Source organism: Pseudomonas veronii, from assembly GCF_001439695.1.
GTDB classification, from domain to species: domain Bacteria; phylum Pseudomonadota; class Gammaproteobacteria; order Pseudomonadales; family Pseudomonadaceae; genus Aquipseudomonas; species Aquipseudomonas veronii.
Genome location: NZ_JYLL01000009.1, coordinates 114,082 through 137,434, shown reverse-complemented (window position 1 = coordinate 137,434; position 23,353 = coordinate 114,082). Strand labels below are relative to the sequence as shown.

The following is a 23,353-nucleotide window of genomic DNA, read 5'->3' as shown; positions in this document are numbered from 1 at the left end:
TTTGCCGTCCATCACCTTGATCAACATGCTGAAACCTCTCAACCCAGAGGATTCAACATGCGCGATTCCATCCGCCAACGCGTGCAGGCCCTCGGCCTCACGCTGCCGACGCCCAGCCAGCCGATTGCCAATTACATCAACCACGTGATCAGCCGGAATCAGTTGTTTATCTCCGGGCAAATCCCATTGCTGGGCGGCAAACCGGCCTATGTCGGCCGCCTGGGCGAACCCCTCGGCGACAAAGGCCGGCATGTACGCACGGCTGTCGGTGTGTCCAGCCTGCCGGGGGGCGTGGCGGTGGAAGTCGACGCCATGTTCGAGCTGCAGCCATGAGCCCGCTCGACGTCCAGCGCCTGCGCGAGGCCACGCCGGGTTGTCGGTCCGGTCTCGTACACTTCAACACGGCCGGTGCTGCATTGCCGAGCCAGGCGACCCTCGACACCATCATCGAGCAACTGCAACGCGAAGCGTGCGACGGCCCGATGGAGGCCAGCGAACATGGCGCCATCCTGGTGGAAAAAGCCCGCCGCGCCGCCGGCCAGTTGCTCAATGCACCCACCGCGTCGATTGCCTTTGCCGGCAGCGGCTCGACCGCCTGGAGCCTGGCGTTCCAGGCGCTGGGCCGGTGGCAGCCGGGCGACAGGATTCTGGTGGGGCGCCACGAATGGGGCGGCAACCTGGCGAGCATGGAACTGGCGGTGCAGGCCGGTGCGCGAATCGAGGTAATCCCCTGCGATGAAACCGGTGCAGTCTGCCCGGTAGCCCTGGAAGCGATGATCGACGCAAGCGTGAAACTGATCGACCTGACCTGGCTCCCCGCCAATGGCGGCCTGATCAACCCCGCCCAGGCGATTGGTCAAGTGGCCAGGCGGCATGGCATCCCCTACTTCATCGATGCCGGCCAGGCGGTCGGCCAGGTGCCGGTGGATGTGCAGGCGCTGCACTGCGACGTGCTCAAGTCAGCGGGCCGCAAGCACCTGCGCGGGCCGCGGGGCACGGCGCTGCTGTACGTGCGGCCGGACTTTCTGGCGCGGTTGAACCCTGCGCAGCGCGATGTGTTTTCAGCGCCGTGGAGCGCCCAGGGGTTCGGCCTGCGCAACGATGCCCGACGCTTTGAAACCAGCGAAACGTCCTACGCCTTATTGGCAGGTTTGGGCAATGCGTTGCAGGAACTCAATCAACTGGGGATTGAGCGGGTGTGGGACCGGGTCCGGCAGACCAGCGAGCGAATCCGCGAAACGTTGCGTCAGACTCCGGGAATCTCTCTGCATGACTTGGGCACCAGCCAATCAGGCTTGATCGCCTTCAACCTCGCCGGCTGGGACGCCTTCGAGCTCAAGCGTCGCCTGGAGCTCAAGCGCATCAATATCGGCGCCAACGATGTGGCGTATACCCCACTGGATATGCAGTCACGAGGCCTGGCCAGCATTGCGCGAATCTCCGTCAGCCCGCTCAACACCGATCAGGACATTGAACGGCTGATGGCGGCCTTGCGCGAACTGCGCGATTAAACCTCGACGTCCACCCACAACCCCTGGCGCGGCGCGTCTTCGATCAGCGGCGCCACGGGCACGGTGTTATCGGCGTTGAGCTCGTCGCCCGGGATCGCCAAGTGCGCCTCCGGGTCGTCATCGGCTTCACGCCGGCGTTTCTGCTGCTCCTGCTGGCGACGTTGCTCCTCGCGCAGCAAAAACGTCGACTGCTCGGCATCGCCATTTTTCAGGTCGATCGTGCTCTCGTTGGAACTCGCTTGTACGGGCACCACGGGCGGAATATCGGGTTTTTGACGCACCGGGTCGAGTTGCGACGTGACCGGCACAACGCTGACGGGCAGCATAGGTGGCAGCATAATAGTTGTTCTCCTGTCAGCAGGCTGTCGGCGGGCGGCGGGCGGACTTGAGCGCAGGCTTGCCAACCTGTGACCCAGTCGACACTCACAAGTGCCCGCCATCTGTCGACTCAACATTCGATGCACGGCGCAAACCGCGTAGTTTTTGTCAGAGTCCTTTGGATGAGGGCCTTGTTCCGTTAAGATAGTCGGCTTTTTCACGGCGGGAGTCAGGCAGCATGGCGCAGCAGTATCAACCGGGGCAACGCTGGATTAGTGACAGCGAAGCAGAGCTGGGTTTAGGCACCGTTCTGGCACAGGACGGCCGCTTGCTGACCGTGCTCTATCCGGCCACTGGCGACACGCGCCAGTATGCGCTACGGAATGCGCCCCTCACCCGCGTGAGGTTCTCGCCGGGCGACAGCATCACCCATTTCGAAGGCTGGAAAATGACCGTGCAAGAAGTCGACGACGTCGACGGCCTGCTGGTCTACCACGGCCTCAATGGGCAGAACGAGCAGGTCACCCTGCCGGAAACCCAACTGTCGAACTTCATCCAGTTCCGCCTGGCCAGCGACCGTCTGTTCGCCGGGCAGATCGACCCGCTGGCCTGGTTCTCGCTGCGCTATCACACCCTGGAACACACCAGCCGCCAGTTGCAATCTTCGCTGTGGGGCCTGGGCGGCGTGCGGGCGCAACCGATTGCCCACCAGTTGCACATCGCCCGTGAAGTCGCCGACCGTATCGCGCCACGGGTATTGCTGGCCGACGAAGTGGGCCTGGGCAAGACCATCGAAGCCGGCCTGGTGATCCATCGCCAGTTGCTGTCCGGGCGCGCCAACCGCGTGCTGATCCTGGTTCCGGAAAACCTGCAGCACCAATGGCTGGTGGAAATGCGCCGGCGCTTCAACCTGCAAGTGGCGCTGTTCGACGAAGAACGCTTCATCGAAAGCGATGCCGCCAACCCGTTCGAAGACACCCAGCTGGCCCTGGTGGCCCTGGAGTGGCTGGTGGACGACGAGAAGGCCCAGGACGCACTGTTCGCCGCCGGCTGGGACCTGATGGTGGTCGACGAAGCCCACCACCTGGTCTGGCATGAAGACAACGCCAGCGCCGAGTACTCGCTGGTCGAACAGCTGGCCGAGGTCATCCCTGGCGTGCTGCTGCTCACCGCTACCCCGGAACAACTGGGCCAGGACAGCCACTTCGCACGCCTGCGCCTGCTGGACCCGAACCGTTTCCACGATCTGCAAGCGTTCCGCGCCGAAAGCGAGAACTATCGCCCGGTGGCCGAAGCGGTGCAGGAACTGCTGGACAAGGGCCGTCTCTCCCCGGCCGCGCACACCACCATCCAGGGTTTCCTCGGCAACGAAGGTGAAGCGCTACTCACCGCCGTCAACGATGGCGACACCGAAGCCAGCGCGCGCCTGGTGCGCGAGCTGCTCGACCGCCACGGCACCGGCCGCGTACTGTTCCGCAACACCCGCGCCGCGGTGCAGGGCTTCCCGGAGCGCAAGCTGCACGCCTACCCGCTGCCGAACCCGGACGAATACCTCGAATTGCCGCTGGGCGAACACGCCGAGCTGTACCCGGAAGTCAGCTTCCAGTCGCAGCCGGACATTGAGGAAGACAATCGCTGGTGGCGCTTCGACCCACGGGTTGAATGGCTGATCGACCAGCTGAAAATGCTCAAGCGCACCAAGGTCCTGGTGATCTGCGCCCACGCCGAAACCGCGATGGACCTCGAAGACGCCCTGCGCGTGCGCTCCGGCATCCCGGCCACGGTGTTCCACGAAGGCATGAACATCCTCGAACGTGACCGCGCCGCCGCCTACTTCGCCGATGAAGAATTCGGCGCCCAGGTGCTGATCTGTTCGGAAATCGGCAGCGAAGGCCGCAACTTCCAGTTCTCCCACCACCTGGTGCTGTTCGACCTGCCGTCCCACCCCGACCTGCTGGAACAGCGGATCGGCCGTCTGGACCGGATCGGCCAGAAACATGTGATCGAACTGCACGTGCCGTACCTGGAAACCAGCCCGCAAGAGCGCCTGTTCCAGTGGTACCACGAAGCGCTGAATGCGTTCCTCAACACCTGCCCGACCGGCAACGCCTTGCAGCATCAGTTCGGCCCACGCCTGCTGCCGCTGCTGGAAAACGCCGACGACGGCGAGTGGCAAGCCCTGATCGACGAAGCCCGTGCCGAGCGCGAGCGCCTGGAACAGGAACTGCACACCGGCCGCGACCGTTTGCTGGAACTCAACTCCGGCGGCGCGGGTGAAGGCGATGCGCTGGTGGAAGACATCCTCGAGCAAGACGACCAGTTCGCCCTGCCGATCTATATGGAAACCCTGTTCGATGCGTTTGGTATCGACAGCGAAGACCATTCGGAAAACGCGCTGATCCTCAAGCCCAGCGAAAAAATGCTCGACGCCAGCTTCCCCCTGGGCGATGACGAAGGGGTGACCATCACCTACGACCGTAACCAGGCGCTGTCGCGTGAAGACATGCAGTTCATCACCTGGGAACACCCGATGGTGCAGGGCGGCATGGACCTGGTGCTGTCCGGCTCCATGGGCAACACCGCCGTCGCGCTGATCAAGAACAAGGCGCTCAAGCCCGGCACCGTGTTGCTGGAGCTGCTCTACGTCAGCGAAGTGGTTGCCCCGCGCTCGCTGCAACTGGGCCGCTACCTGCCGCCGGCCGCCCTGCGCTGCCTGCTGGACGCCAACGGCAACGACCTGTCCGGCCGCGTGTCGTTCGAAACCTTGAACGACCAGCTGGAAAGCGTGCCACGGGCCAGCGCCAACAAGTTCGTCCAGGCCCAGCGCGACCAGCTGACGCCACGCATCAACGCCGGCGAAGAGAAGATCACCCCGCGCCATGCCGAGCGCGTGGCCGAGGCCAAGCGTCGCCTGGCAGCCGACACCGACGAAGAACTGGCGCGCCTGACCGCGTTGCAAGCGGTCAACCCGACCGTGCGCGACAGCGAACTGGTTGCCCTGCGCCAACAGCGCGAGCAAGGCCTGGCCATGCTCGACAAGGCCGCGCTGCGCCTGGAAGCGATCCGGGTGTTGGTGGCGGGTTGATTGCTGCGTTGCTCAGCTAAAAAGAAGGCCCGCGCAATGCGGGCCTTTTTTATTCACTGAAGAAGGTCTTCGCCAGTCATGGCCTCATCGGGAGCAAGCCCCCTCCCACACTTGGAATGCAGTTCCAGTGTGGGAGGGAGCTTGCTCCCGATGGCGTCAACGCGATCTCAAGCCGTCGCAGCAGCAGCCGGCACCGCCACCTCCACCGCCACCAGCCCGTCTTTCATCCGCTTGGCATCCCGCACAAAACTGCGCGACGCCTGAAACAGAAACAGCATGGTCAAGAACAGCGCCACCGGAATCAGGTACATGGCGTCATGCAACCCCACCGCTTTATAAGCCTCGGTCATCTGCTCCGCCCCGGCGGCATACATCGCCGAATGGGCAAAGTGATCGGACAAGCCCCCCACCACCACCGGCCCCATGCCGCCACCCAGCAAGTACAGGCCGGCAAAGAACAGCGCCATCGCCGTGGCCCGCAGGCGCGGCTCGACCACGTCCTGGATCGCCGTGTACACACAGGTGTAGAAGTTGTAGGCAAACAACCAACCCACACTGAACAGCGCGACAAACACACCGATCTCGATACGCCCGGCGTGCAAGGCCCAGGCGGTGGTGACGGTGGAAATGATCAGGCTGAACGCGGCAAACAACAGGCGGCCATTGGCAACCCGTTGATGGATCTTGTCGGCGATCCAGCCGCCCAACGTCAGGCCGACCAGCCCGGTCAACCCGACGATCACCCCGGTGGCAACCGCCGCGTCCTGCAACGGCATCAGGAAATAGCGCTGCAGCATCGGCACCAGGAACGAGTTACACGCATAGGTTGCGAAGTTGAAGCACAACCCGGCCAGCACCAACCAGAGAAAGGTCGGCACCGCCAGCACGCGGCGGATCGGGCGGTCGACGCGTTCCTGGGAGACTTGCACGGTTTCTGCCGCGCCGCGCTTGGGTTCTTTGATAAAGAACATGAAGACCGCGAGGATCAGCCCCGGCACGGCCGCGATAAAGAACGGCGCGCGCCAGCTGTCGAACGCCTTGACCATCGCGCCAATGGTAAAGAACGCCAGTAACAGGCCCAATGGCAGGCCCAGCATGAAAATGCCCATGGCCCGCGCACGGCGGTGGGCCGGGAACAGGTCGCCAATCAGCGAATTGGCCGCCGGCGCGTAGCTGGCTTCGCCGATGCCGATGCCCATACGCACCAACAGGAACGTCCAGAAACTGCCGACCATGCCGTTGATCGCCGTCAACCCGCTCCACGCGAACAGGCCCCACCCCATGAGTTTGCTGCGCGAACCGGTATCGGCCAGGCGCCCGAGCGGCAGGCCGGCAATGGCGTAGACAATGGTGAAGGCGGTGCCGATGATGCCCAGCTGAAAGTCGCTCAGGTGCCATTCCATGCGGATCGGCTCGATGATGATCGCCGGAATGGTGCGGTCGAAGAAGTTGAACAGGTTGGCGAGGAACAGCAGGAACAGAATGCGCCAGGCATTCGCCGCTTGGGTCGAGTTCTGCATGGGTCCGTCTCTTTTATTGTTATGAGAGCTGCGATGCCCGATGCATCCTGCTCAGGTATCTGCAACATAGTCAGGCCGGCGACGCTTGTCTGTAATGATTCGTAACGCTGATAGGGCATGATTCCACCCGAAACTACGGGACTTTCCCTACGAAAAATATAAGTGTGCCCTCCTCTTCCCAACGGCCATGGCGCGATTAGAATGGCGAGCCTTCCTGTCACAACCCTTCTTACTTTCCTTATCGAAGACGCCCATGTCCGAAGCCAGTCCGTGTCTGAATTGCGGTGCCTGCTGTTCACACTTCCGTGTGTCTTTCTTCTGGGGTGAGTGCGCCTCGGCGGGGGGCACGGTGCCCGATGACCTGGTGGTGCAGATCAACCCCACACGCGTGGCGATGATCGGGACCGACCAGAAACCCGCGCGCTGCTGCAGCCTTGAGGGCGAAGTGGGCAAAGGCACTCATTGCACGATCTATGAGCAGCGCTCCAGCGTGTGCCGCGAGTTCGACGCCTCCTGGAGCCACGGTGTGCAAAACACCGATTGCGATGCCGCGCGCGCAGCATTTGGTCTGACGCCGCTGGAGCCACCGCCTTTCGAGCTGGACCTGCCGATCAGCGCTTAGCCGCCAACAGGGCCGTGATGTCGGTCCGGGTGAGCTGCCCGCCAGCGCGATCATGAAGATTTCCGCTGCCCGCAGCGGCGCCCACTTGCCTGCCAGAGCAATTCGCTGACGCCGAATCTTTGGCATTTCGCCATCATTTATCTAAAGAATGCCGGTAAACGGCCGATTCATCAGAGTCGGGCCGGGATTTCCCCTTGAAACGCTAGGGTTAAACCTATCGCCCCGGACCCGGACGCACTGTAAAGTCGCGAACTCCCACTCAGTGATGGCTTTTTAACATTTCACAGCCATCCGCCCAGGTACATGGCGCACAATGACTTCTAAAAATAACTCTGCCACCGTGGTCTCCGATGTGTTGCCGACAGCTCCTGCGGAAAAACCTTCAGGTTCGAAGTCATTGAGCAGCCCCCCTCCACTGGCGACCCAGCAATACCTGTACTTCACCGAGACCAATACCGACCGCATCCTCGACAACCTCGACGGCCTGCGCGACATGGTGTTCCCGCGCCTGCCCCATCAGGAAGTCGATGGCGAGCCGCGCAGCGAACAGGAATTCCCCTCGGTGTGCCTGATCGGCCTGGGCCGCTGCGGTTCGAACATTGCGCTGGACGTGGCCGAGCTGGTCTATAACGCACGCAAGTTCTACCTCAACGAATTCAGTACCGAAGACAAGTCGACAGACAAGGGCTACAGCCCCGCCCAATGGATTCGCAACAACCTGCGCCTGGGCGTCGGCAAGGCCAGCAAACCGGTGTTCCTGGTGGAGCCGCTGGTGATGCTGGGCGACCTGGACAAAGACATCGCCGGGCGCATCCGATTCTCGCGCAAGGGCGAAAAAAGCGGCTTCCTGCGCGATTACAGCAAGATGAAAATCATGGACCTCTCGGAAGTCCATGCCGGTGGCGCCGGTAACGCGCCGATCCTCGGCCAGTACCTGGCCAAGATCATCCTCAATAAAGACACCCAGCGTTTTTCCAGCCCCGACTGGAAGATGATCCATTCGTACCTGATCGACTCCTGCGGCATCAAGGCCAACCAGTCGCGCCTGTATTTCTCGATCTTCAGCGCCGGCGGCGGCACCGGCTCGGGCATGGCGTCGGAGTTCGGCCTGGCCCAACAGCATTCGTACATGAACAAGACGTTCGACACCAAGCCGGCCGACGAGCACGACAGCAAAAGCGGCCACGCCTTCGTTTTCGAACCGATCTTCACCAGCGGCATCTGCGTGCTGCCGAACATCTCCGACCACCGCAGCGAAATGTCCGAGGCGCTGCACATCAACGCCGGGCGGCTGCTCTGCAAGTATCTGTCGGAAGAATGGGATTTCTCGTACAACTTCGCCAATGAAGACAGCAGCGAAGCCAGCGTCAAGGGCCGTATCCGCCCGTGGAACGCGATGATGCTGATCTCCAACGACATCATGCGTTACGCCGAAGAGAGCGATGACGGCAATATCCAGAACATTGATGTCAATGCCATGGAAAAGCACGCCAACCAGTATATCTCGCAACAGATCTTCAACATTCTTACCGCCCAGGCGGTCACCACCGACTACGACCAGAACTACTTCCGTCGCGCCGGTATCGACATCGGCGAAACCATCCGCCTGGATGCCAACGACCTGTTCATGAGCCTGGCCGGCCCGGTGGCGATTGCCTACGCCGAATCGGTGGTCCCGGAAACCCCGGCGCCGTCGGGTGACAAGTTCAAGGTGTTCGACAAAGAGCCGCAGCGCCTGAACATCGACGACCTGTTCTTCCGCTCCATCGACCTGCCGCACTTCAACAAAGTCACCCAGGCCATCGAAGGCATCAGCCTGCTGCCGATCGAGTCCAAGCGCTACAAGGCCTCCCTGGAGCAGTACAAGAACTCCGGCTATGACGCGGCGGCGCTGCACGACCTGCACTTCTTCAAGAACTGCTCGTCGGTGGTGTCGATCGTGTCGCTGCCCAAGGACTACAAACTGTCCTACATGGACCTGAACCGCCTCAAGACCCACCTCAACAGCCTGTTCCCCAACACCACGCTCAAGCGCTACGCCCTGGTGATCGGCGCGTCGGCCAACCTGTCGCTGACCACCCTGATCGCCAAGAGCCCGTGCCTGTCGGATGACTTCCTGACGCTGATCGTGGCGTTCATCAAACGCTGCTTTGCGCGCAACCCGTACCGTTTCGACGACACGCTGGACAACTCGATCCTGGACTTCATCATCCACGAGGATTTCGACGAAGAGCGTATCGACGAACTGCTCAATGAGTTTGAAAACCCGGCGAAGATCCTCGACACCAACTGGTACGCGATCAAGCCGATGTATGAGAAGAAGTACCGTGAGTTGATCAATGACAAAGATAAGTTTGTCTCGATCAATGACATTCGCCTGTCACGGGATTGCGTGAAGAAGGCGATCAAGTACTTGCGTGAGATTTACCGTCATCGGATCGGCAAGACTAAGATTATTTCGTTGAACAACCATACCGGCAAAACCGCCTAGTTGTCTGTGGCGAGGGAGCACGCTCCCTCGCCACAGCGATCTGCTAACACCAAGAAACAATTCCCCGGGCATTTCGCCGTCGGCAAAACTGTTCCCGTGACGCGCACGTCACCCTCGGCTGTGACCTTTCTCCACGGCAAGATGCCATCACCGCATCAGCGGTTACTCCGCTACACACTTGCAGCGGCGCAAACCATGCACCATTTTCGCGCAGGCTTTTCTTACGCTGCCCTTTCCTGGATCAGAATCCACGGCGAAACCACCACCGCCCACAGGCTCGGATCACGCTCCAGCAGGTCCAATGCCCGCGTCGCAGACACTTCGCCCAGGCTCCCCGAGGCCAGCCAGGCAGCGACTTTATCGCGCTGATCCTCGGCCATGCCTTCGGCCGCCTCGATCAAATCCAGGCCGGCGTCGACCCACAATAGGGCACCCTTGGCAAAGAACGGTTCGAGCTCCTTCCAGGAGATTTCGGCGGTTTCACCGAGCAGCTTGGCATAGAGGGTGCTAGGTTCTTGCGTCATGGGGATTCACCTTGGGAAAAAATCGGCGCAATCATAACGTCGTGTCTCTCGTAGAAAAACCCAGTTGCAAATGAGTGAACGATTGAAAGCGTCAGGAAAGCCACGGATTGTCCGCCACTGCGGCAGCGTCCCGGCGCAATTCTGTCTTTTTCTTTCATTTAAGCGACACGCCCGGGTATTGCCCCCAGCAGCCAGCTTTTCAAGCGATCAACCGGCGCTCTACACTGTACCGGTACAGTTGCCAGGGCACTGCCGGGGGGATATTCAAGATATCTGATCCGGTTCTGCAGCTCACAAGGCCGCTAGAACTATAAAAAAGACAACAGTAAGAGTGGAGCACTATGAATAAGGCTACTAAGCAGATTTCCAAACTGTTTGCCGCTATGGTCCTGGCCGGGGTTGCCAGCCATTCGTTCGCAGCCGACACCATCAAGATCGGCATCGCCGGGCCTAAAACCGGTCCTGTCACGCAATATGGCGACATGCAGTTCATGGGTGCCAAGCAAGCGATCGCCGACATCAACGCCAAGGGCGGCGTCGATGGCAAAATGCTCGAAGCCAAGGAATACGACGACGCCTGCGATCCCAAGCAAGCCGTGGCCGTCGCCAACAAAGTGGTCAACGACGGCGTCAAGTTCGTGGTCGGTCACCTGTGCTCCAGCTCCACTCAGCCCGCGTCCGACATTTATGAAGACGAAGGCGTGATCATGATTACCCCGGCAGCCACCAGCCCGGAAATCACCGCCCGTGGCTACAAGCTGATTTTCCGCACCATCGGCCTGGACAGCGCCCAAGGCCCGGCGGCCGGCAACTACATCGCCGACCACGTGAAGCCGAAGATCGTTGCCGTGCTGCACGACAAGCAACAATACGGTGAAGGCATCGCCACTGCCGTTAAACAGACCCTCGAGAAGAAAGGCACCAAGGTTGCCGTCTTCGAAGGCCTGAACGCCGGTGACAAGGACTTCTCCTCGATCATCCAGAAACTCAAGCAAGCCAACGTCGACTTCGTCTACTACGGCGGCTACCACCCTGAGCTGGGCCTGATCCTGCGCCAAGCCAAGGAAAAAGGCCTGAACGCCAAGTTCATGGGCCCAGAAGGCGTCGGCAACGACTCCATCTCGCAAATCGCCCAGGGCGCTTCCGAAGGCCTGCTGGTGACCCTGCCGAAATCCTTCGACACCGACCCGGCCAACAAAGCCATCGTTGAAGAGTTCGCCAAGAACAAGCAGGACCCAACCGGTCCGTTCGTGTTCCCGGCCTACTCGGCCATTGAAGTCATCGCCGGTGGTATCAAAGCCGCGAAAAGCGAAGACACCGCCAAAGTGGCCGAAGCCATCCACGCGGGCACCTTCAAGACCCCTACCGGCGATCTGAGCTTCGACGCCAAGGGCGACCTGAAGGACTTCAAGTTCGTGGTCTACGAGTGGCACTTCGGCAAACCGAAAACCGAAGTTTCCCCTCAGTAAGCCAGGCGTTACTGGTCAACAAGCCCACTGTGAGAGCAGTGGGCTTTGTTTTACGAGGTTTATGGGCCTGTCACCCGCGATCCGGGCGCTGGCTCACCTGAAAATCTTAAAACCGTCACCAGCGGTTCGCTGGCAAACGCTTTGCGCAAATGTGCTCACAGAACACAGCGCAGGGCCGGAACATGACTCCACCAGTGAAATGCGTATCGGGTTTTTAGGAGCGTTGTAATGCCTGAGATCTATCATTTTTTCCAACAGCTGGTTAATGGCCTGACCATTGGCAGCACCTATGCCTTGATAGCCATTGGCTACACAATGGTTTACGGCATCATTGGAATGATCAACTTCGCCCATGGCGAGGTCTACATGATTGGTTCCTACGTGGCCTTCATTGCCCTTGCCGGGCTGGCCATGATGGGGATCCACTCCCTGCCGTTGTTGATGACCGCCGCGTTCCTGGCGTCGATCGTCGTAACCAGTGCCTATGGCTACAGTATCGAACGGGTTGCCTATCGTCCCTTGCGTGGCAGCAACCGTTTGATCCCGCTGATTTCCGCCATCGGCATGTCGATTTTCCTGCAGAACACCGTATTGCTGTCCCAGGACTCCAAGGACAAGTCCATTCCCAACCTGATCCCGGGGAGCTTCTCCTTCGGCCCAGGCGGCGCACAAGAAGTGCTGATTTCGTACATGCAGATCCTGGTCTTCGTCGTCACCCTGGTGGCCATGCTGGGCCTGACCCTGTTCATTTCCCGCTCCCGTCTGGGGCGCGCCTGCCGGGCCTGCGCCGAAGACATCAAGATGGCCAACCTGCTGGGCATCAACACCAACAACATCATCGCCCTGACCTTCGTCATCGGTGCCGCGCTGGCGGCCGTCGCGGCCGTGCTTTTGAGCATGCAGTACGGCGTGATCAACCCCAACGCCGGTTTCCTGGTCGGCCTCAAGGCCTTTACCGCAGCGGTATTGGGCGGCATCGGCAGCATTCCGGGCGCGATGCTCGGCGGGCTGGTGCTGGGGGTGGCCGAAGCGTTTGGCGCCGATATCTTCGGCGACCAGTACAAGGACGTCGTGGCGTTCGGCCTGTTGGTTCTGGTGCTGTTGTTCCGTCCGACCGGCATTTTGGGCCGTCCGGAGGTTGAGAAAGTATGAGCAGATATCTTAAATCGGCGTTTTTCAGCGCCCTGTTGGTGTGGGCCGTGGCGTTCCCGGTACTCGGCCTCAAGCTGAGCATTGTCGGCATCAACCTGGAAGTGCATGGCACCGGTCCCGTGACCCTGACCATCATTGCCCTGTGTTCGGTGCTGATGTTCCTGCGCGTGCTGTTCACCCGGCAGGTCGGCGCGTTGTTCAAGGGCAACCGTGGCCCGCTGGTATCGCCCAAGGTCAGCCAATTCCTGACCCTGCCGCGCACCCAGCGCTACATCATCATCGGCCTGATCGTGGCCGCGCTGATCTGGCCGTTCTTCGGCTCGCGCGGTGCGGTCGACATCGCCACCCTGATCCTGATCTACGTGTTGCTGGGCCTGGGCCTGAACATCGTGGTCGGTCTGGCCGGCCTGCTCGACCTGGGTTATGTGGGTTTCTACGCCGTGGGCGCCTACACCTATGCGCTGCTCTCGCACTACCTGGGCTGGAGCTTCTGGATCTGCCTGCCCCTGGCCGGCATGGCGGCGGCGACGTTCGGCTTCCTGCTGGGCTTCCCGGTGCTGCGTCTGCGCGGCGACTACCTGGCCATCGTGACCCTGGGCTTCGGGGAAATCATCCGACTGTTCCTGCGTAACCTGACCGACATCACCGGTGGCCCCAACGGCATCAGCAGCATTCCCAAGCCGACCTTCTTCGGGCTGTCGTTCGAGCGCTCTGCGGCCGAAGGCATGCAGACCTTCCACGAGTACTTCGGGATTGCCTACAACCCGGTGAGCAAAGTGGTGTTCCTGTACCTGGTGGCGCTGTTGCTGGCCCTGGCCGCACTGTTCGTGATCAACCGCCTGCTGCGCATGCCGATCGGCCGTGCGTGGGAAGCGCTGCGCGAAGATGAAATCGCCTGCCGGGCCCTAGGCCTGAACCCGACCATCATCAAGCTGTCCGCGTTCACCCTGGGCGCCGCGTTCGCCGGTTTTGCCGGTAGCTTCTTCGCCGCTCGCCAAGGCCTGGTGACGCCGGAGTCGTTCACCTTTATCGAGTCGGCGATCATCCTCGCCATCGTGGTACTGGGTGGCATGGGCTCGCAGTTGGGCGTGATTCTCGCGGCGATCGTGATGATCCTGCTGCCGGAAATGATGCGTGAGTTCAGCGAATACCGCATGTTGATGTTCGGCGCCATGATGGTGCTGATGATGATCTGGCGTCCTCAAGGCCTGCTGCCCATGCAACGTCCACACATGGAGCTGCGCAAATGAGCCGCGAGATCCTGAAAGTCGAAAACTTGAGCATGCGCTTCGGCGGCTTGCTGGCGGTCAATGGCGTGGCCCTGACCGTGAAGGAAAAACAAGTGGTTGCGCTGATCGGCCCCAACGGCGCCGGCAAGACCACGGTGTTCAACTGCCTCACCGGTTTCTACAAGCCCAGCGGTGGCAGCATCCTGCTCGACGGCCAGCCGATCCAGGGCCTGGCCGGTCACGAGATCGCCCGCAAGGGCGTGGTGCGGACCTTCCAGAACGTGCGGTTGTTCAAGGACATGACGGCGGTCGAGAACCTGCTGATCGCTCAGCACCGTCACTTGAACACCAACTTCTTCGCTGGCTTGTTCAAGACCCCGGCGTTCCGCAAGAGCGAGCGCGAGGCCATGGAATACGCGGAGTATTGGCTGGACAAGGTCAACCTCACCGAGTTCGCCAACCGCCCCGCCGGCACCCTGGCCTATGGGCAGCAACGTCGCCTGGAAATCGCCCGCTGCATGATGACCCGCCCGCGGATCCTGATGCTCGACGAACCGGCCGCCGGTTTGAACCCCAAGGAAACCGAAGACCTCAAGGCGCTGATCGGCGTGTTGCGTGAGGAAAACAACGCCACGGTGCTGTTGATCGAACACGACATGAAACTGGTCATGAGCATTTCTGACCACATCGTGGTGATCAACCAGGGCACGCCCCTGGCCGACGGTACGCCGGAGCAGATCCGCGACAATCCTGAAGTGATCAAAGCCTATCTGGGGGAAGCGTAAAATGCTGCAATTCGAAAACGTTTCCACTTTCTACGGAAAGATCCAGGCCCTGCACAGCGTCAACGTCGAAGTGCGCCAGGGTGAGATCGTCACGCTGATCGGCGCCAACGGTGCCGGCAAGTCGACCTTGCTGATGACCTTGTGCGGTTCGCCGCAGGCCCACAGCGGCAGCATCCGCTACATGGGTGAAGAGCTGGTGGGCCAGCAGTCGTCGCACATCATGCGTAAAAGCATTGCCGTGGTGCCGGAAGGCCGACGGGTGTTTTCGCGCCTGACCGTCGAAGAGAACCTGGCCATGGGCGGGTTCTTCACCGACAAGGGCGACTACCAGGAGCAAATGGACAAGGTGCTGCACCTGTTCCCCAGGCTCAAGGAACGCTTCAGCCAGCGCGGTGGCACCATGTCCGGCGGCGAGCAGCAAATGCTCGCCATCGGTCGCGCGCTGATGAGCAAACCCAAGCTGTTGCTGCTCGACGAACCTTCCCTGGGCCTGGCGCCGATCATCATCCAGCAGATCTTCGACATCATCGAACAGCTGCGCAAGGACGGTGTGACGGTGTTCCTGGTCGAACAGAACGCCAACCAGGCGCTGAAAATCGCCGACCGTGCCTATGTGCTGGAAAACGGCCGGGTGGTGATGCAGGGCACGGGTGAACAGTTGCTGACCGATCCGAAGGTGCGTGAGGCGTACCTCGGCGGTTAACACCCGGTTGCTAAATGTGGGAGGGGGCTTGCCCCCGATGGCGCCATGTCAGGCACAGAACATGTGACTGATATACCGTCATCGGGGGCAAGCCCCCTCCCACATTTGTTTCGGGTGATCGCTGAATTTTTTTTCAAACGGCTTGTAACGAATTCCAGCGTCCAGCCTCTAGTGGTACAAGCAGGCAATCATGCCCGCCGACTCATTCCACTGCTGGAGATACACCATGACCGTTAAACACCGTTCACTGTCCGCTGCTTCCCTCGTCCTCGCCCTGAGTTCCGCCCTGAGCCTGTCCGCCTTGAGCACCAGCGCCCACGCGGCCGACGACATGCAGAAATGCTTCGGCGTCGCCGAAGCCGGCAAGAACGATTGCGCCGCTGGCGCTGGCACTTCCTGCGCCGGCACGTCCAAAACCAAGGATCAGGCCAACGCCTGGAAACTGGTCCCGGCCGGCACCTGCACCCAAACCCCAAGCACCACCTCGTCGACTGGCTTCGGCCAGGAAGCGGCCTTTACCGCCAAGTCCTGAAGCAGCCCGCAGCCTGAGTACTGATGATGACGCTTTCGTTCCTGCAAACGCCCTCAGCGGCTCAGGTGCCCGGCCTCCCCCTGCGGGCCGGGCTGGGGCTGAAAAACGAGCACTTCACCGAAGTGCTCGACACCTGCCCCGATATCGGTTTTTTTGAAGTGCACGCCGAAAACTACATGGTGGCCGGCGGCCCGTTTCATCACTACCTGGGTTTGATTCGCGCGCAGTACCCGCTGTCGCTGCACGGCGTGGGCCTGTCCATCGGCGGCGAAAACCCGCTGAACCGTGAGCACCTGGCACGGCTGGCAACACTGATCGAGCGCTATCAACCCCAGGCCTTTTCCGAGCACCTGGCCTGGTCGACCCACGGCCCGGTGTTTTTCAACGACTTGCTGCCCCTGGCCTACGATGTCGCCGCCCTCAATCGAGTGTGCGAACACGTTGATCAGGTTCAGAGCACCCTCAAGCGGCCAATGCTGCTGGAGAACCCGTCGACCTACCTGCAGTTCCAGCGCTCGACGCTCGACGAAACGGACTTCATCGGCGAAATCATCCGCCGCACCGGCTGCGGCCTGCTGCTGGACGTGAATAACGTCTATGTGTCGTGCATCAATCATCAGCGCGATCCGTTGACCTACATCGACGCGCTGCCCTTGCACGCCGTGGCTGAGATTCATCTGGCAGGCTTTGCCGAAGACACCGACAGCCTGGGCGAGCGCCTGCTGATCGATGATCACGGCGCGCCCATCGATAACGCCGTCTGGCAGTTGTACGAACACGTGCTCGCGCGTACCGGCCCGGTGGCCACGCTGATCGAAAGGGATAACCAGGTACCGGCCTTCAGCGTGCTGCTGGCCGAGGCACAGCAGGCCGAACGGCACTTGTCGCGGGGCCGCCCATGAGCCTTCTCGAAGACTTTGCCGCCGCCCTGCTGGCGTCGGACCAAGCCTGCCCGGCCGGCCTGTTCAGCAGCAACGGCGCCGACCCGGCCAGCCGTTTTGCGGTGTATCGCAACAATGTCCACGGCTCGTTGATCAACGCGCTGGCGACCGCTTACCCGGTGACGTTGCAACTGGTGGGCGATGAGTTTTTCCGCGCCATGGCCGGCTGTTATGTACAGGCGTCCCCACCGGCAAGCCCATTGATCAGCGAATACGGCGCGACATTTTCCGGTTTTATCCAGGGCTTTGAACCGGCCGCGAGCGTGCCTTACCTGGCGGATGTAGCACGCCTGGAACGCTTGCGGGTCCGTGCCTATCACGCGGCGGATGCCCTCGCGCTGGAACCGCAGGCTGTTCTGCAGCAACTGCAAACGCACACCGAGCTGGGCACATTGCACCTGCAACTGCACCCATCCCTGGCCACGCTGGACTCGCGCTACGCCGTCGTCGCGGTATGGGCGGCGCACCAGACCGAGGGCGCGATTGCCACGTTGAATCCCTGGCATGCCCAGGGCGCCCTCGTGTTGCGCCGGGGCCTGGAGGTCAAGGTGTTCGCCATCGACAGCGGCTCGGTGGCGTTTATCGACAGCCTGAACCAGGGCGCGGTGCTGGAGAAGGCGCTCGCGCACGCACTCGAGGCCTCAGCCGAGTTCGACCTGCACCAATGCCTGGCGCTGCTGATCAACCAAGCCGCCATCACTCATCTGTCTCTGGAACACAAGGTATCGCCATGAACCCTCGATCAACGTGCCTGATCAACCGGGCCATCCAGCTTTTCGAAAAAATCCCCTACAGCTTGATCGCCTTTCTCGCACGCTTCTCCATCGCGGCGGTGTTCTGGAAGTCCGGGCAAACCAAAGTCGAAGGCTTTGCCATCGACTTGATCAGCGGCACCTTCCAACTGGGCGAGCCGCGCCTCGCCGCCTCGACGCTGCCGCTGTTTCGCAGCGAATACAAGCTGCCCTGGCTGTCACCGGAAGTGGCCGCGCACATGGCGGCATTTGCCGAACACTTCTTCCCGGTGCTGATCCTGCTGGGCTTGGCCACACGCTTCTCGGCCCTGGCGTTGATCGGCATGACCCTGACCATTCAACTGTTCGTGTACCCCGATGCCTACCCGACCCACGGCACCTGGCTGGCCGTCCTACTGCTGTTAGTGGCCAAAGGCCCGGGTCGCCTTTCCGTCGACCACCTGATCGCCCGCCGCTATCGCTAGAGTCGGTCGAGGGCTTCGCCGCTGCGCTTGAACCAGTCCACCAGGTAGTCGGCCAACACCTGGGTGCGTCGCGGCAAGCCGCCCTGATAGGGATGCACCAGGTACATCGGCAGGCTCCGCGTCTGATAATCCCGCAGCAGCCAGCGCAATCGGCCGTCAGCCAGTTCCGCCGGTAAAACGTAGGAAGGCAGCCGCGCAATACCAGCGCCCACCAGGGCGGCCTTTTTCAACAGGTTGTAGTGATTGGAGGCGAAGGTCCCGCTCACCCGCACGCGTAGCAGCTCGTGCTGTTGGTGGTACAGCCACTCTTCGCGGCCGCTGTAGTGGCTGTTCAGCAGGCAGGTGTGGGACGCCAGATCGGCTGGGGTCAGCGGTTCGCCGTGCTGCTCCAGGTAGGCCGGGCTGGCACAGGTCATCTCGTGCCAGGCCAACAACGGCTTGGCCACCAGGCGCTGATTTTCGATGGCGCCCGAGCGTACCCCCAGGTCGAAGCCATCCCGCGCCAGGTCGCGGTAGCTGTTGTTCAGCTCCAGTTCGATCTGCACCTGCGGGTAGTGCTCGGAAAACTCCAGCAACAAGCCGTCGAAGAAGGTTTCGCCCAACGACACCGGAACCGTCATACGCACCGGCCCGGCCAAGTCGTCCTTGAGCCGGGCCAGCGCCTGACGTGCCCGTTCGACCTGCGCCACCAACGCCTGCGCCTGGGGCAACAACGCAGCGCCGGCCGCGGTCAGGCTGAGCTTGCGCGTGGTGCGATGCAGCAACACCACCGAGTACCCCGCCTCCAGCTGGCTGATGCGCTTGGACAGTTGCCCTTTGCTGCAACCCAGTTGCTCAGCCGCCACGGTGAAACTGCCGGCCTCGATCAGTACGGCAAACGCCGCCAGGTCATCCATCTCGCTCATGGATTGTTTCCATTTGAAAACCAAAGGTTGCCTATTAGCGCGTTTATCCACTTGAAAAGCCACACTAGACTGAACCCTCACTTACCCACTGGAGAAACAGCACGATGAAAATCCTATTGATTGGTGCCAGCGGCACCGTGGGCTCGGCGGTCAAGGCGGAACTGGCGCAGCGTCACGAGGTGATCAGCATTGGTCGCAGCGGCGGCGACTTCCAGGTGGATATCAGCGACAGCGCCTCGATCCGTCGGCTGTTCGAGCAGACCGGCCGGTTCGATGCCTTGGTCTGCGCCGCCGGCAGTGTGAATTTCGTCGCGCTGGGTGAGATGAGCGAAACCGATTTCGAACTGGGCCTGCGCGACAAACTGATGGGCCAGGTCAACCTGCTGCTGATCGGCCGCGAGTACGCCAACGACGGCGCCTCGTTCACCCTTACCAGCGGCATCCTCAACCGCGACCCGATTCGCACCGGCGCCTCGGCGGCACTGGTCAATGGCGCACTGGATGCATTTGTGAAAGCCGCGGCAATCGAATTGCCACGGGGCCTGCGCGTCAATTCCGTAAGCCCGACAGTGCTGCTGGAAGCCATGGGCAGCTATGCACCGTACTTTCGCGGGTACAAACCGGCTGCGGGCGCCGATGTGGCACTGGCCTACGCGAAAAGCGTCGAGGGCTTGCAGACCGGCCAAACCTTTATCGTAGGTTGAACGCCAAAGCTGTAAGAAATGCCTGAAGCTGGCGCGTGGGCTTGTGATGCACCGCCAGCCTGCGTAACGTGGCGGCACTTGTCAGGAGACCCGATAATGCGTGCCGCCCGTACCCTCATGCTGTTTGCCTTGCTCCCCTTGTTCACCGCCTGCCAGTTGTTCGAAAGCGAGCCGGCCAAACCGTCCACTGCCGGGCTGACCCGCATGCAGGGCGAGCTCACGGCAGTCGCCGGCAAGCTGTTGTTCCAACCGTGCCACGACCAGCGCAACTACGTGGTCAAGGACACCGGCGGCACCAGCATCCTGCAGGAAGCCGCTTCCCTGGCCGGCCAGCAAGGCGCACTGTTTGCCGACCTGCGCGGCAAGTTCTCCGGCGTCGCCGCCGGCACCCAGGGCGAAGTGGAGCTGCAACAGCTGTACCGCGTCGAGCGCTCGATCTCGGCCTGCGATGATCCCGACTTCAAGCGCACGATCCTGCGCGCCAACGGCCACAAACCGGCCTGGACGCTGAACGTCACCGCCAAGGGCATGGTGCTGGAGCGCGAAGGCCAGCCACCGCTGCCGGTTCCCTATGTCGAGGAACAACTGGGTGACGGGCGTTTCAACCTGATGACCGAAGCCAATAACCAGCACATCGAACTGTGGGTGGCCCCGCAGCGCTGTGTCGACAGTGCCAGCGGCAGCCTGCAACACATGACCGCCGAGTTGCGGGTCAACGGTCAAGTCCAGCGTGGCTGCGCGGCTTTCGGCGGTTCGCGCGACGATTGATTCGGGCCCGCGCTGTTTTAACATGACGGGAACCTGCCGTTGGGGCTTATAATCGCCGGTTTGCAAAACCGCCGGCCCCACCAAACGCCGCACACCGGATCCTGTCATGTTACGAATCACCGAACTCAAGCTGCCCATCGACCATCCCGAAGAAGACCTGCGGCCCGCCATCGTGCAGCGCCTGGGCATCGCCAGTGATGACCTGCTCGATTTCACCCTGTTCAAGCGCAGCTACGACGCCCGCAAGAAATCGTCGGAGCTGTGCTTCATCTACACCGTCGACGTGAACGTGAAGGGTGAAGCCGCCCTGCTGCTCAAGTTTGCCGACGACCGCAACATCAACCCGGCGCCGGACGTCAGCTACAAGGTGGTGGGCCAGGCGCCCGCGGATCTGGTTGAACGTCCGATCGTCGTCGGTTTTGGCCCGTGCGGGATTTTCGCCGGGCTGCTGCTGGCGCAGATGGGCTTCAAGCCGATCATCCTCGAACGCGGCAAGGAAGTGCGCCAGCGCACCAAGGACACCTGGGGCCTGTGGCGCAAAAGCGTGCTCAACCCGGAGTCCAACGTGCAGTTCGGTGAGGGCGGCGCAGGGACCTTTTCCGATGGCAAGCTCTACAGCCAGATCAAAGACCCGAAATTCCACGGGCGCAAAGTGCTGCACGAGTTCGTCAAGGCCGGCGCGCCGGAAGAAATCCTCTACGTCAGCAAGCCGCACATCGGTACGTTCCGCCTGACCGGCGTGGTGGAAAACATGCGCGAGCAAATCATCGCCCTGGGCGGTGAAGTGCGCTTCGAGCAACGGGTGACCGACGTATTGATCGAAGACGGTCAACTGAACGGCGTGGTCATCGACGGCGGCGAGCAGATCCTCTCCAAGCACGTGATCCTCGCCCTCGGCCACAGCGCCCGCGACACCTTCCGTATGCTCCACGGCCGTGGCGTGTACATGGAAGCCAAGCCGTTTTCCGTGGGTTTCCGTATCGAACACCCACAGTCGCTGATCGACGCCGCGCGCCTGGGCAAATACGCCGGGCATCCGAAACTCGGCGCGGCCGACTACAAACTGGTACACCACGCCAAGAATGGCCGTTCGGTCTACAGCTTCTGCATGTGCCCCGGCGGCACCGTGGTGGCCGCGACGTCCGAGCCGCATCGCGTGGTGACCAACGGCATGAGCCAGTACTCGCGCAACGAGCGCAACGCCAACTCCGGCATCGTCGTCGGCATCACGCCTGAGGTCGATTACCCGGGCGGCCCGCTGGCCGGCATCGAGCTGCAGGAGCGCCTGGAATCCCACGCCTACATCCTCGGCGGCAGCAATTACGAAGCCCCGGCGCAACTGGTCGGCGATTTCATCGCCGGCAAGCCGTCCACGGCCATCGGCAGCGTGGAACCGTCCTACAAACCTGGGGTGTCCATGGGCGATCTGGCCCTGGCACTGCCGGACTTCGCCATCGAAGCGATCCGTGAAGCCTTGCCGGCGTTCGAGAAGCAGATCAAGGGCTACTCGTTGCACGATGCCGTCTTGACCGGGATCGAAACGCGCACCTCATCGCCGTTGCGGATTACCCGTAACGAATCGATGCAGAGCCTGAACGTCAAAGGCCTGTTCCCGGCCGGCGAAGGCGCGGGTTATGCCGGTGGGATTCTGTCGGCGGGAGTCGACGGCATTCGGATTGCCGAGGCGTTGGCGCGGGATATGTTGGGTATCGAGGCCTGAAAACAGCGCCGTCCAAAGGTGGGAGCGCGGCCGCTCCCACATTGGTTTTTGTAGCGTGTCAGATATTCGCGCGCAGGATGTCGTCGGGCAGTGGCTCACCGCGCTCGACGCTGGCCGCCACCGCGGCTATCAAGCCCTGCAGTTCATACCCCTGCCCCGCCAGCCACGCCTGATCGTAATAGGTAGTGGCATACCGCTCGCCCCCGTCACACAAGATCGCCACGATCGACCCCGACTCCCCCGCCGCTTTCATCTGCTGCGCCGCCATCAGCGCACCGATCAGGTTGGTCCCGCTGGAGCCGCCGACCCGCCGACCCAACCGCTCGGCTAGGTAATGCATGGCCGCCAGCGACAGCGCGTCCGGCACCTTGACCATCGCATCGATGACCTTGGGCAAAAACGACGCTTCGACCCGCGGTCGGCCAATACCTTCAATCCGCGAGCCGCACTCCAGGCGCAAGCCGGCATCGCCGCTCAGGTAGTAGTCAAAGAACACCGAGCGCTCGGCATCGGCACACAACACGCGGGTGCAATGCTGGCGATAACGCACATAGCGTCCCAGGGTCGCAGTGGTGCCGCCCGTGCCGGGGCTGGAAATCAACCAGCTCGGCTCCGGATGACGCTCGAAGCGCATCTGCTGGAAGATCGACTCGGCGATATTGTTGTTCGCCCGCCAGTCGGTGGCGCGTTCGGCGTAGGTGAACTGGTCCATGAAGTGACCACCGCTTTCCTGCGCCAGGCGTTCGGATTCGGCGTAGATCTGCGTCGGATCTTGTACCAGATGGCTCTTGCCGCCATAGAAGCCGATCTGGGCGATCTTTTCCTGGGAGGTGGTGGCCGGCATCACGGCGATAAACGGCAGGCCGAGCAAGCGCGCGAAGTAGGCTTCGGAGATCGCCGTCGAACCGCTGGAGGCTTCGATCACCGGCGCTCCCGGCTTCAGCCAGCCATTGCACAGCGCATACAGGAACAGCGAGCGCGCCAGCCGGTGTTTGAGGCTGCCGGTGGGGTGGCTGGACTCATCCTTGAAGTACAACTCGATACCCGGTAAGCCGGGCAGCGCCAAAGGGATCAGGTGGGTGTCGGCGCTGCGCTGGAAGTCTGCTTCAATGATACGAATGGCTTCGCGGGCCCAGGGACGGTGGTCGCTCATGAGAG

Annotated in this window: 22 protein-coding genes; 17 read left to right on the top strand and 5 right to left on the bottom strand. The window is 61.8% G+C overall.

Annotated elements, in window-relative coordinates; genetic code table 11:
- Positions 1–57 precede the first annotated feature (57 nt).
- Both TU80_RS14360 and TU80_RS14355 read left to right on the top strand, forming a co-directional pair.
- Positions 58–333 carry a RidA family protein gene (locus tag TU80_RS14360; RefSeq protein ID WP_057004739.1) on the top strand — a complete coding sequence of 92 codons (276 nt, stop codon included), beginning with the start codon at positions 58–60 and terminating at the stop codon, positions 331–333.
- Positions 330–1,511 carry an aminotransferase class V-fold PLP-dependent enzyme gene (locus tag TU80_RS14355; RefSeq protein ID WP_057004738.1) on the top strand — a complete coding sequence of 394 codons (1,182 nt, stop codon included), beginning with the start codon at positions 330–332 and terminating at the stop codon, positions 1,509–1,511. The genes TU80_RS14360 and TU80_RS14355 overlap by 4 nt, the downstream gene beginning before the upstream one ends.
- On the opposite strand, the gene TU80_RS14350 is transcribed toward TU80_RS14355, so the two are convergent.
- Entirely contained in the window at positions 1,508–1,849 is a 342-nt protein-coding gene (locus TU80_RS14350) for a hypothetical protein (RefSeq protein WP_046384432.1), read from the bottom strand. The two genes, TU80_RS14355 and TU80_RS14350, sit on opposite strands and share 4 nt — an antisense overlap.
- Positions 1,850–2,067: 218 nt before the next feature.
- Here TU80_RS14350 and rapA point away from each other — a divergent pair, with 218 nt between their 5' ends.
- Positions 2,068–4,914 (top strand): RNA polymerase-associated protein RapA, encoded by a 2,847-nt coding sequence (gene rapA / locus TU80_RS14345; protein WP_057004737.1) that lies wholly within the window; start codon positions 2,068–2,070, stop codon positions 4,912–4,914.
- A gap of 167 nt (positions 4,915–5,081) precedes the next feature.
- On the opposite strand, the gene TU80_RS14340 is transcribed toward rapA, so the two are convergent.
- On the bottom strand, positions 5,082–6,434 hold the full coding sequence (locus tag TU80_RS14340; protein ID WP_057004736.1) for a spinster family MFS transporter: 1,353 nt from the start codon (positions 6,432–6,434) through the stop codon (positions 5,082–5,084).
- A 253-nt stretch (positions 6,435–6,687) separates the two neighbouring features.
- Between TU80_RS14340 and TU80_RS14335 the strand changes: the two genes are divergently transcribed.
- The gene (locus TU80_RS14335) at positions 6,688–7,056 is read left to right on the top strand and encodes a YkgJ family cysteine cluster protein (protein WP_057004735.1); all 369 of its coding nucleotides are present in this window, start codon (positions 6,688–6,690) and stop codon (positions 7,054–7,056) included.
- A gap of 313 nt (positions 7,057–7,369) precedes the next feature.
- Positions 7,370–9,547 (top strand): hypothetical protein, encoded by a 2,178-nt coding sequence (locus TU80_RS14330; protein WP_057004734.1) that lies wholly within the window; start codon positions 7,370–7,372, stop codon positions 9,545–9,547.
- A 221-nt stretch (positions 9,548–9,768) separates the two neighbouring features.
- Here the strand turns inward: TU80_RS14330 and TU80_RS14325 are convergent, their stop codons facing one another.
- A complete protein-coding gene (locus tag TU80_RS14325) occupies positions 9,769–10,071 on the bottom strand; it encodes a DUF2288 domain-containing protein (protein WP_017844802.1) in 303 nt (100 codons plus the stop codon).
- 341 nt (positions 10,072–10,412) lie between these two features.
- On the opposite strand from TU80_RS14325, the gene TU80_RS14320 reads away from it, so the two are divergent.
- From TU80_RS14320 to TU80_RS14280, 9 genes are all read left to right on the top strand, one after another.
- Entirely contained in the window at positions 10,413–11,540 is a 1,128-nt protein-coding gene (locus TU80_RS14320) for a branched-chain amino acid ABC transporter substrate-binding protein (RefSeq protein WP_017844801.1), read from the top strand.
- A gap of 228 nt (positions 11,541–11,768) precedes the next feature.
- Entirely contained in the window at positions 11,769–12,692 is a 924-nt protein-coding gene (livH, locus tag TU80_RS14315; protein WP_003231100.1) for a high-affinity branched-chain amino acid ABC transporter permease LivH, read from the top strand.
- Complete coding sequence (locus tag TU80_RS14310; RefSeq protein WP_017844800.1) at positions 12,689–13,942, top strand: high-affinity branched-chain amino acid ABC transporter permease LivM; 1,254 nt, start codon at positions 12,689–12,691, stop codon at positions 13,940–13,942. Before livH ends, TU80_RS14310 begins: the two co-directional genes overlap by 4 nt.
- Positions 13,939–14,706, top strand: coding sequence for a high-affinity branched-chain amino acid ABC transporter ATP-binding protein LivG (gene livG / locus TU80_RS14305; RefSeq protein ID WP_012722652.1), 768 nt, complete (start codon positions 13,939–13,941; stop codon positions 14,704–14,706). The genes TU80_RS14310 and livG overlap by 4 nt, the downstream gene beginning before the upstream one ends.
- A 1-nt stretch (position 14,707) precedes the next feature.
- The gene (locus TU80_RS14300; protein WP_017844798.1) at positions 14,708–15,409 is read left to right on the top strand and encodes an ABC transporter ATP-binding protein; all 702 of its coding nucleotides are present in this window, start codon (positions 14,708–14,710) and stop codon (positions 15,407–15,409) included.
- 226 nt (positions 15,410–15,635) lie between these two features.
- Positions 15,636–15,941, top strand: coding sequence for a BufA1 family periplasmic bufferin-type metallophore (bufA1, locus tag TU80_RS14295; RefSeq protein WP_017844797.1), 306 nt, complete (start codon positions 15,636–15,638; stop codon positions 15,939–15,941).
- 23 nt (positions 15,942–15,964) lie between these two features.
- Positions 15,965–16,843, top strand: coding sequence for an MNIO family bufferin maturase (gene bufB, locus TU80_RS14290; protein ID WP_046384437.1), 879 nt, complete (start codon positions 15,965–15,967; stop codon positions 16,841–16,843).
- Positions 16,840–17,616, top strand: coding sequence for an HvfC/BufC N-terminal domain-containing protein (locus TU80_RS14285; protein WP_057004733.1), 777 nt, complete (start codon positions 16,840–16,842; stop codon positions 17,614–17,616). The genes bufB and TU80_RS14285 overlap by 4 nt, the downstream gene beginning before the upstream one ends.
- Positions 17,613–18,098 carry a DoxX family protein gene (locus TU80_RS14280; protein WP_046384439.1) on the top strand — a complete coding sequence of 162 codons (486 nt, stop codon included), beginning with the start codon at positions 17,613–17,615 and terminating at the stop codon, positions 18,096–18,098. The genes TU80_RS14285 and TU80_RS14280 overlap by 4 nt, the downstream gene beginning before the upstream one ends.
- Here TU80_RS14280 and TU80_RS14275 read toward each other — a convergent pair.
- Positions 18,095–19,003, bottom strand: a complete 909-nt coding sequence (locus tag TU80_RS14275) for a LysR family transcriptional regulator (RefSeq protein WP_017844793.1) — start codon at positions 19,001–19,003, stop codon at positions 18,095–18,097. The genes TU80_RS14280 and TU80_RS14275 overlap by 4 nt on opposite strands.
- A 104-nt stretch (positions 19,004–19,107) precedes the next feature.
- Between TU80_RS14275 and TU80_RS14270 the strand changes: the two genes are divergently transcribed.
- The 3 genes from TU80_RS14270 to TU80_RS14260 all read left to right on the top strand — a co-directional run bounded on the left by TU80_RS14270 (position 19,108) and on the right by TU80_RS14260 (position 22,195).
- Positions 19,108–19,707: a short chain dehydrogenase gene (locus TU80_RS14270; RefSeq protein WP_057004732.1), complete on the top strand. Its 600-nt coding sequence runs from the start codon at positions 19,108–19,110 to the stop codon at positions 19,705–19,707.
- Positions 19,708–19,803: 96 nt separating this feature from the next.
- Entirely contained in the window at positions 19,804–20,475 is a 672-nt protein-coding gene (locus tag TU80_RS14265) for a COG3650 family protein (RefSeq protein WP_057004731.1), read from the top strand.
- Between the two features lie 106 nt (positions 20,476–20,581).
- Positions 20,582–22,195, top strand: coding sequence for an NAD(P)/FAD-dependent oxidoreductase (locus TU80_RS14260; protein ID WP_046384441.1), 1,614 nt, complete (start codon positions 20,582–20,584; stop codon positions 22,193–22,195).
- Positions 22,196–22,253: 58 nt separating this feature from the next.
- Here TU80_RS14260 and TU80_RS14255 read toward each other — a convergent pair whose 3' ends face one another.
- Entirely contained in the window at positions 22,254–23,348 is a 1,095-nt protein-coding gene (locus tag TU80_RS14255) for a PLP-dependent cysteine synthase family protein (protein ID WP_057004730.1), read from the bottom strand.
- Positions 23,349–23,353 lie beyond the last annotated feature (5 nt).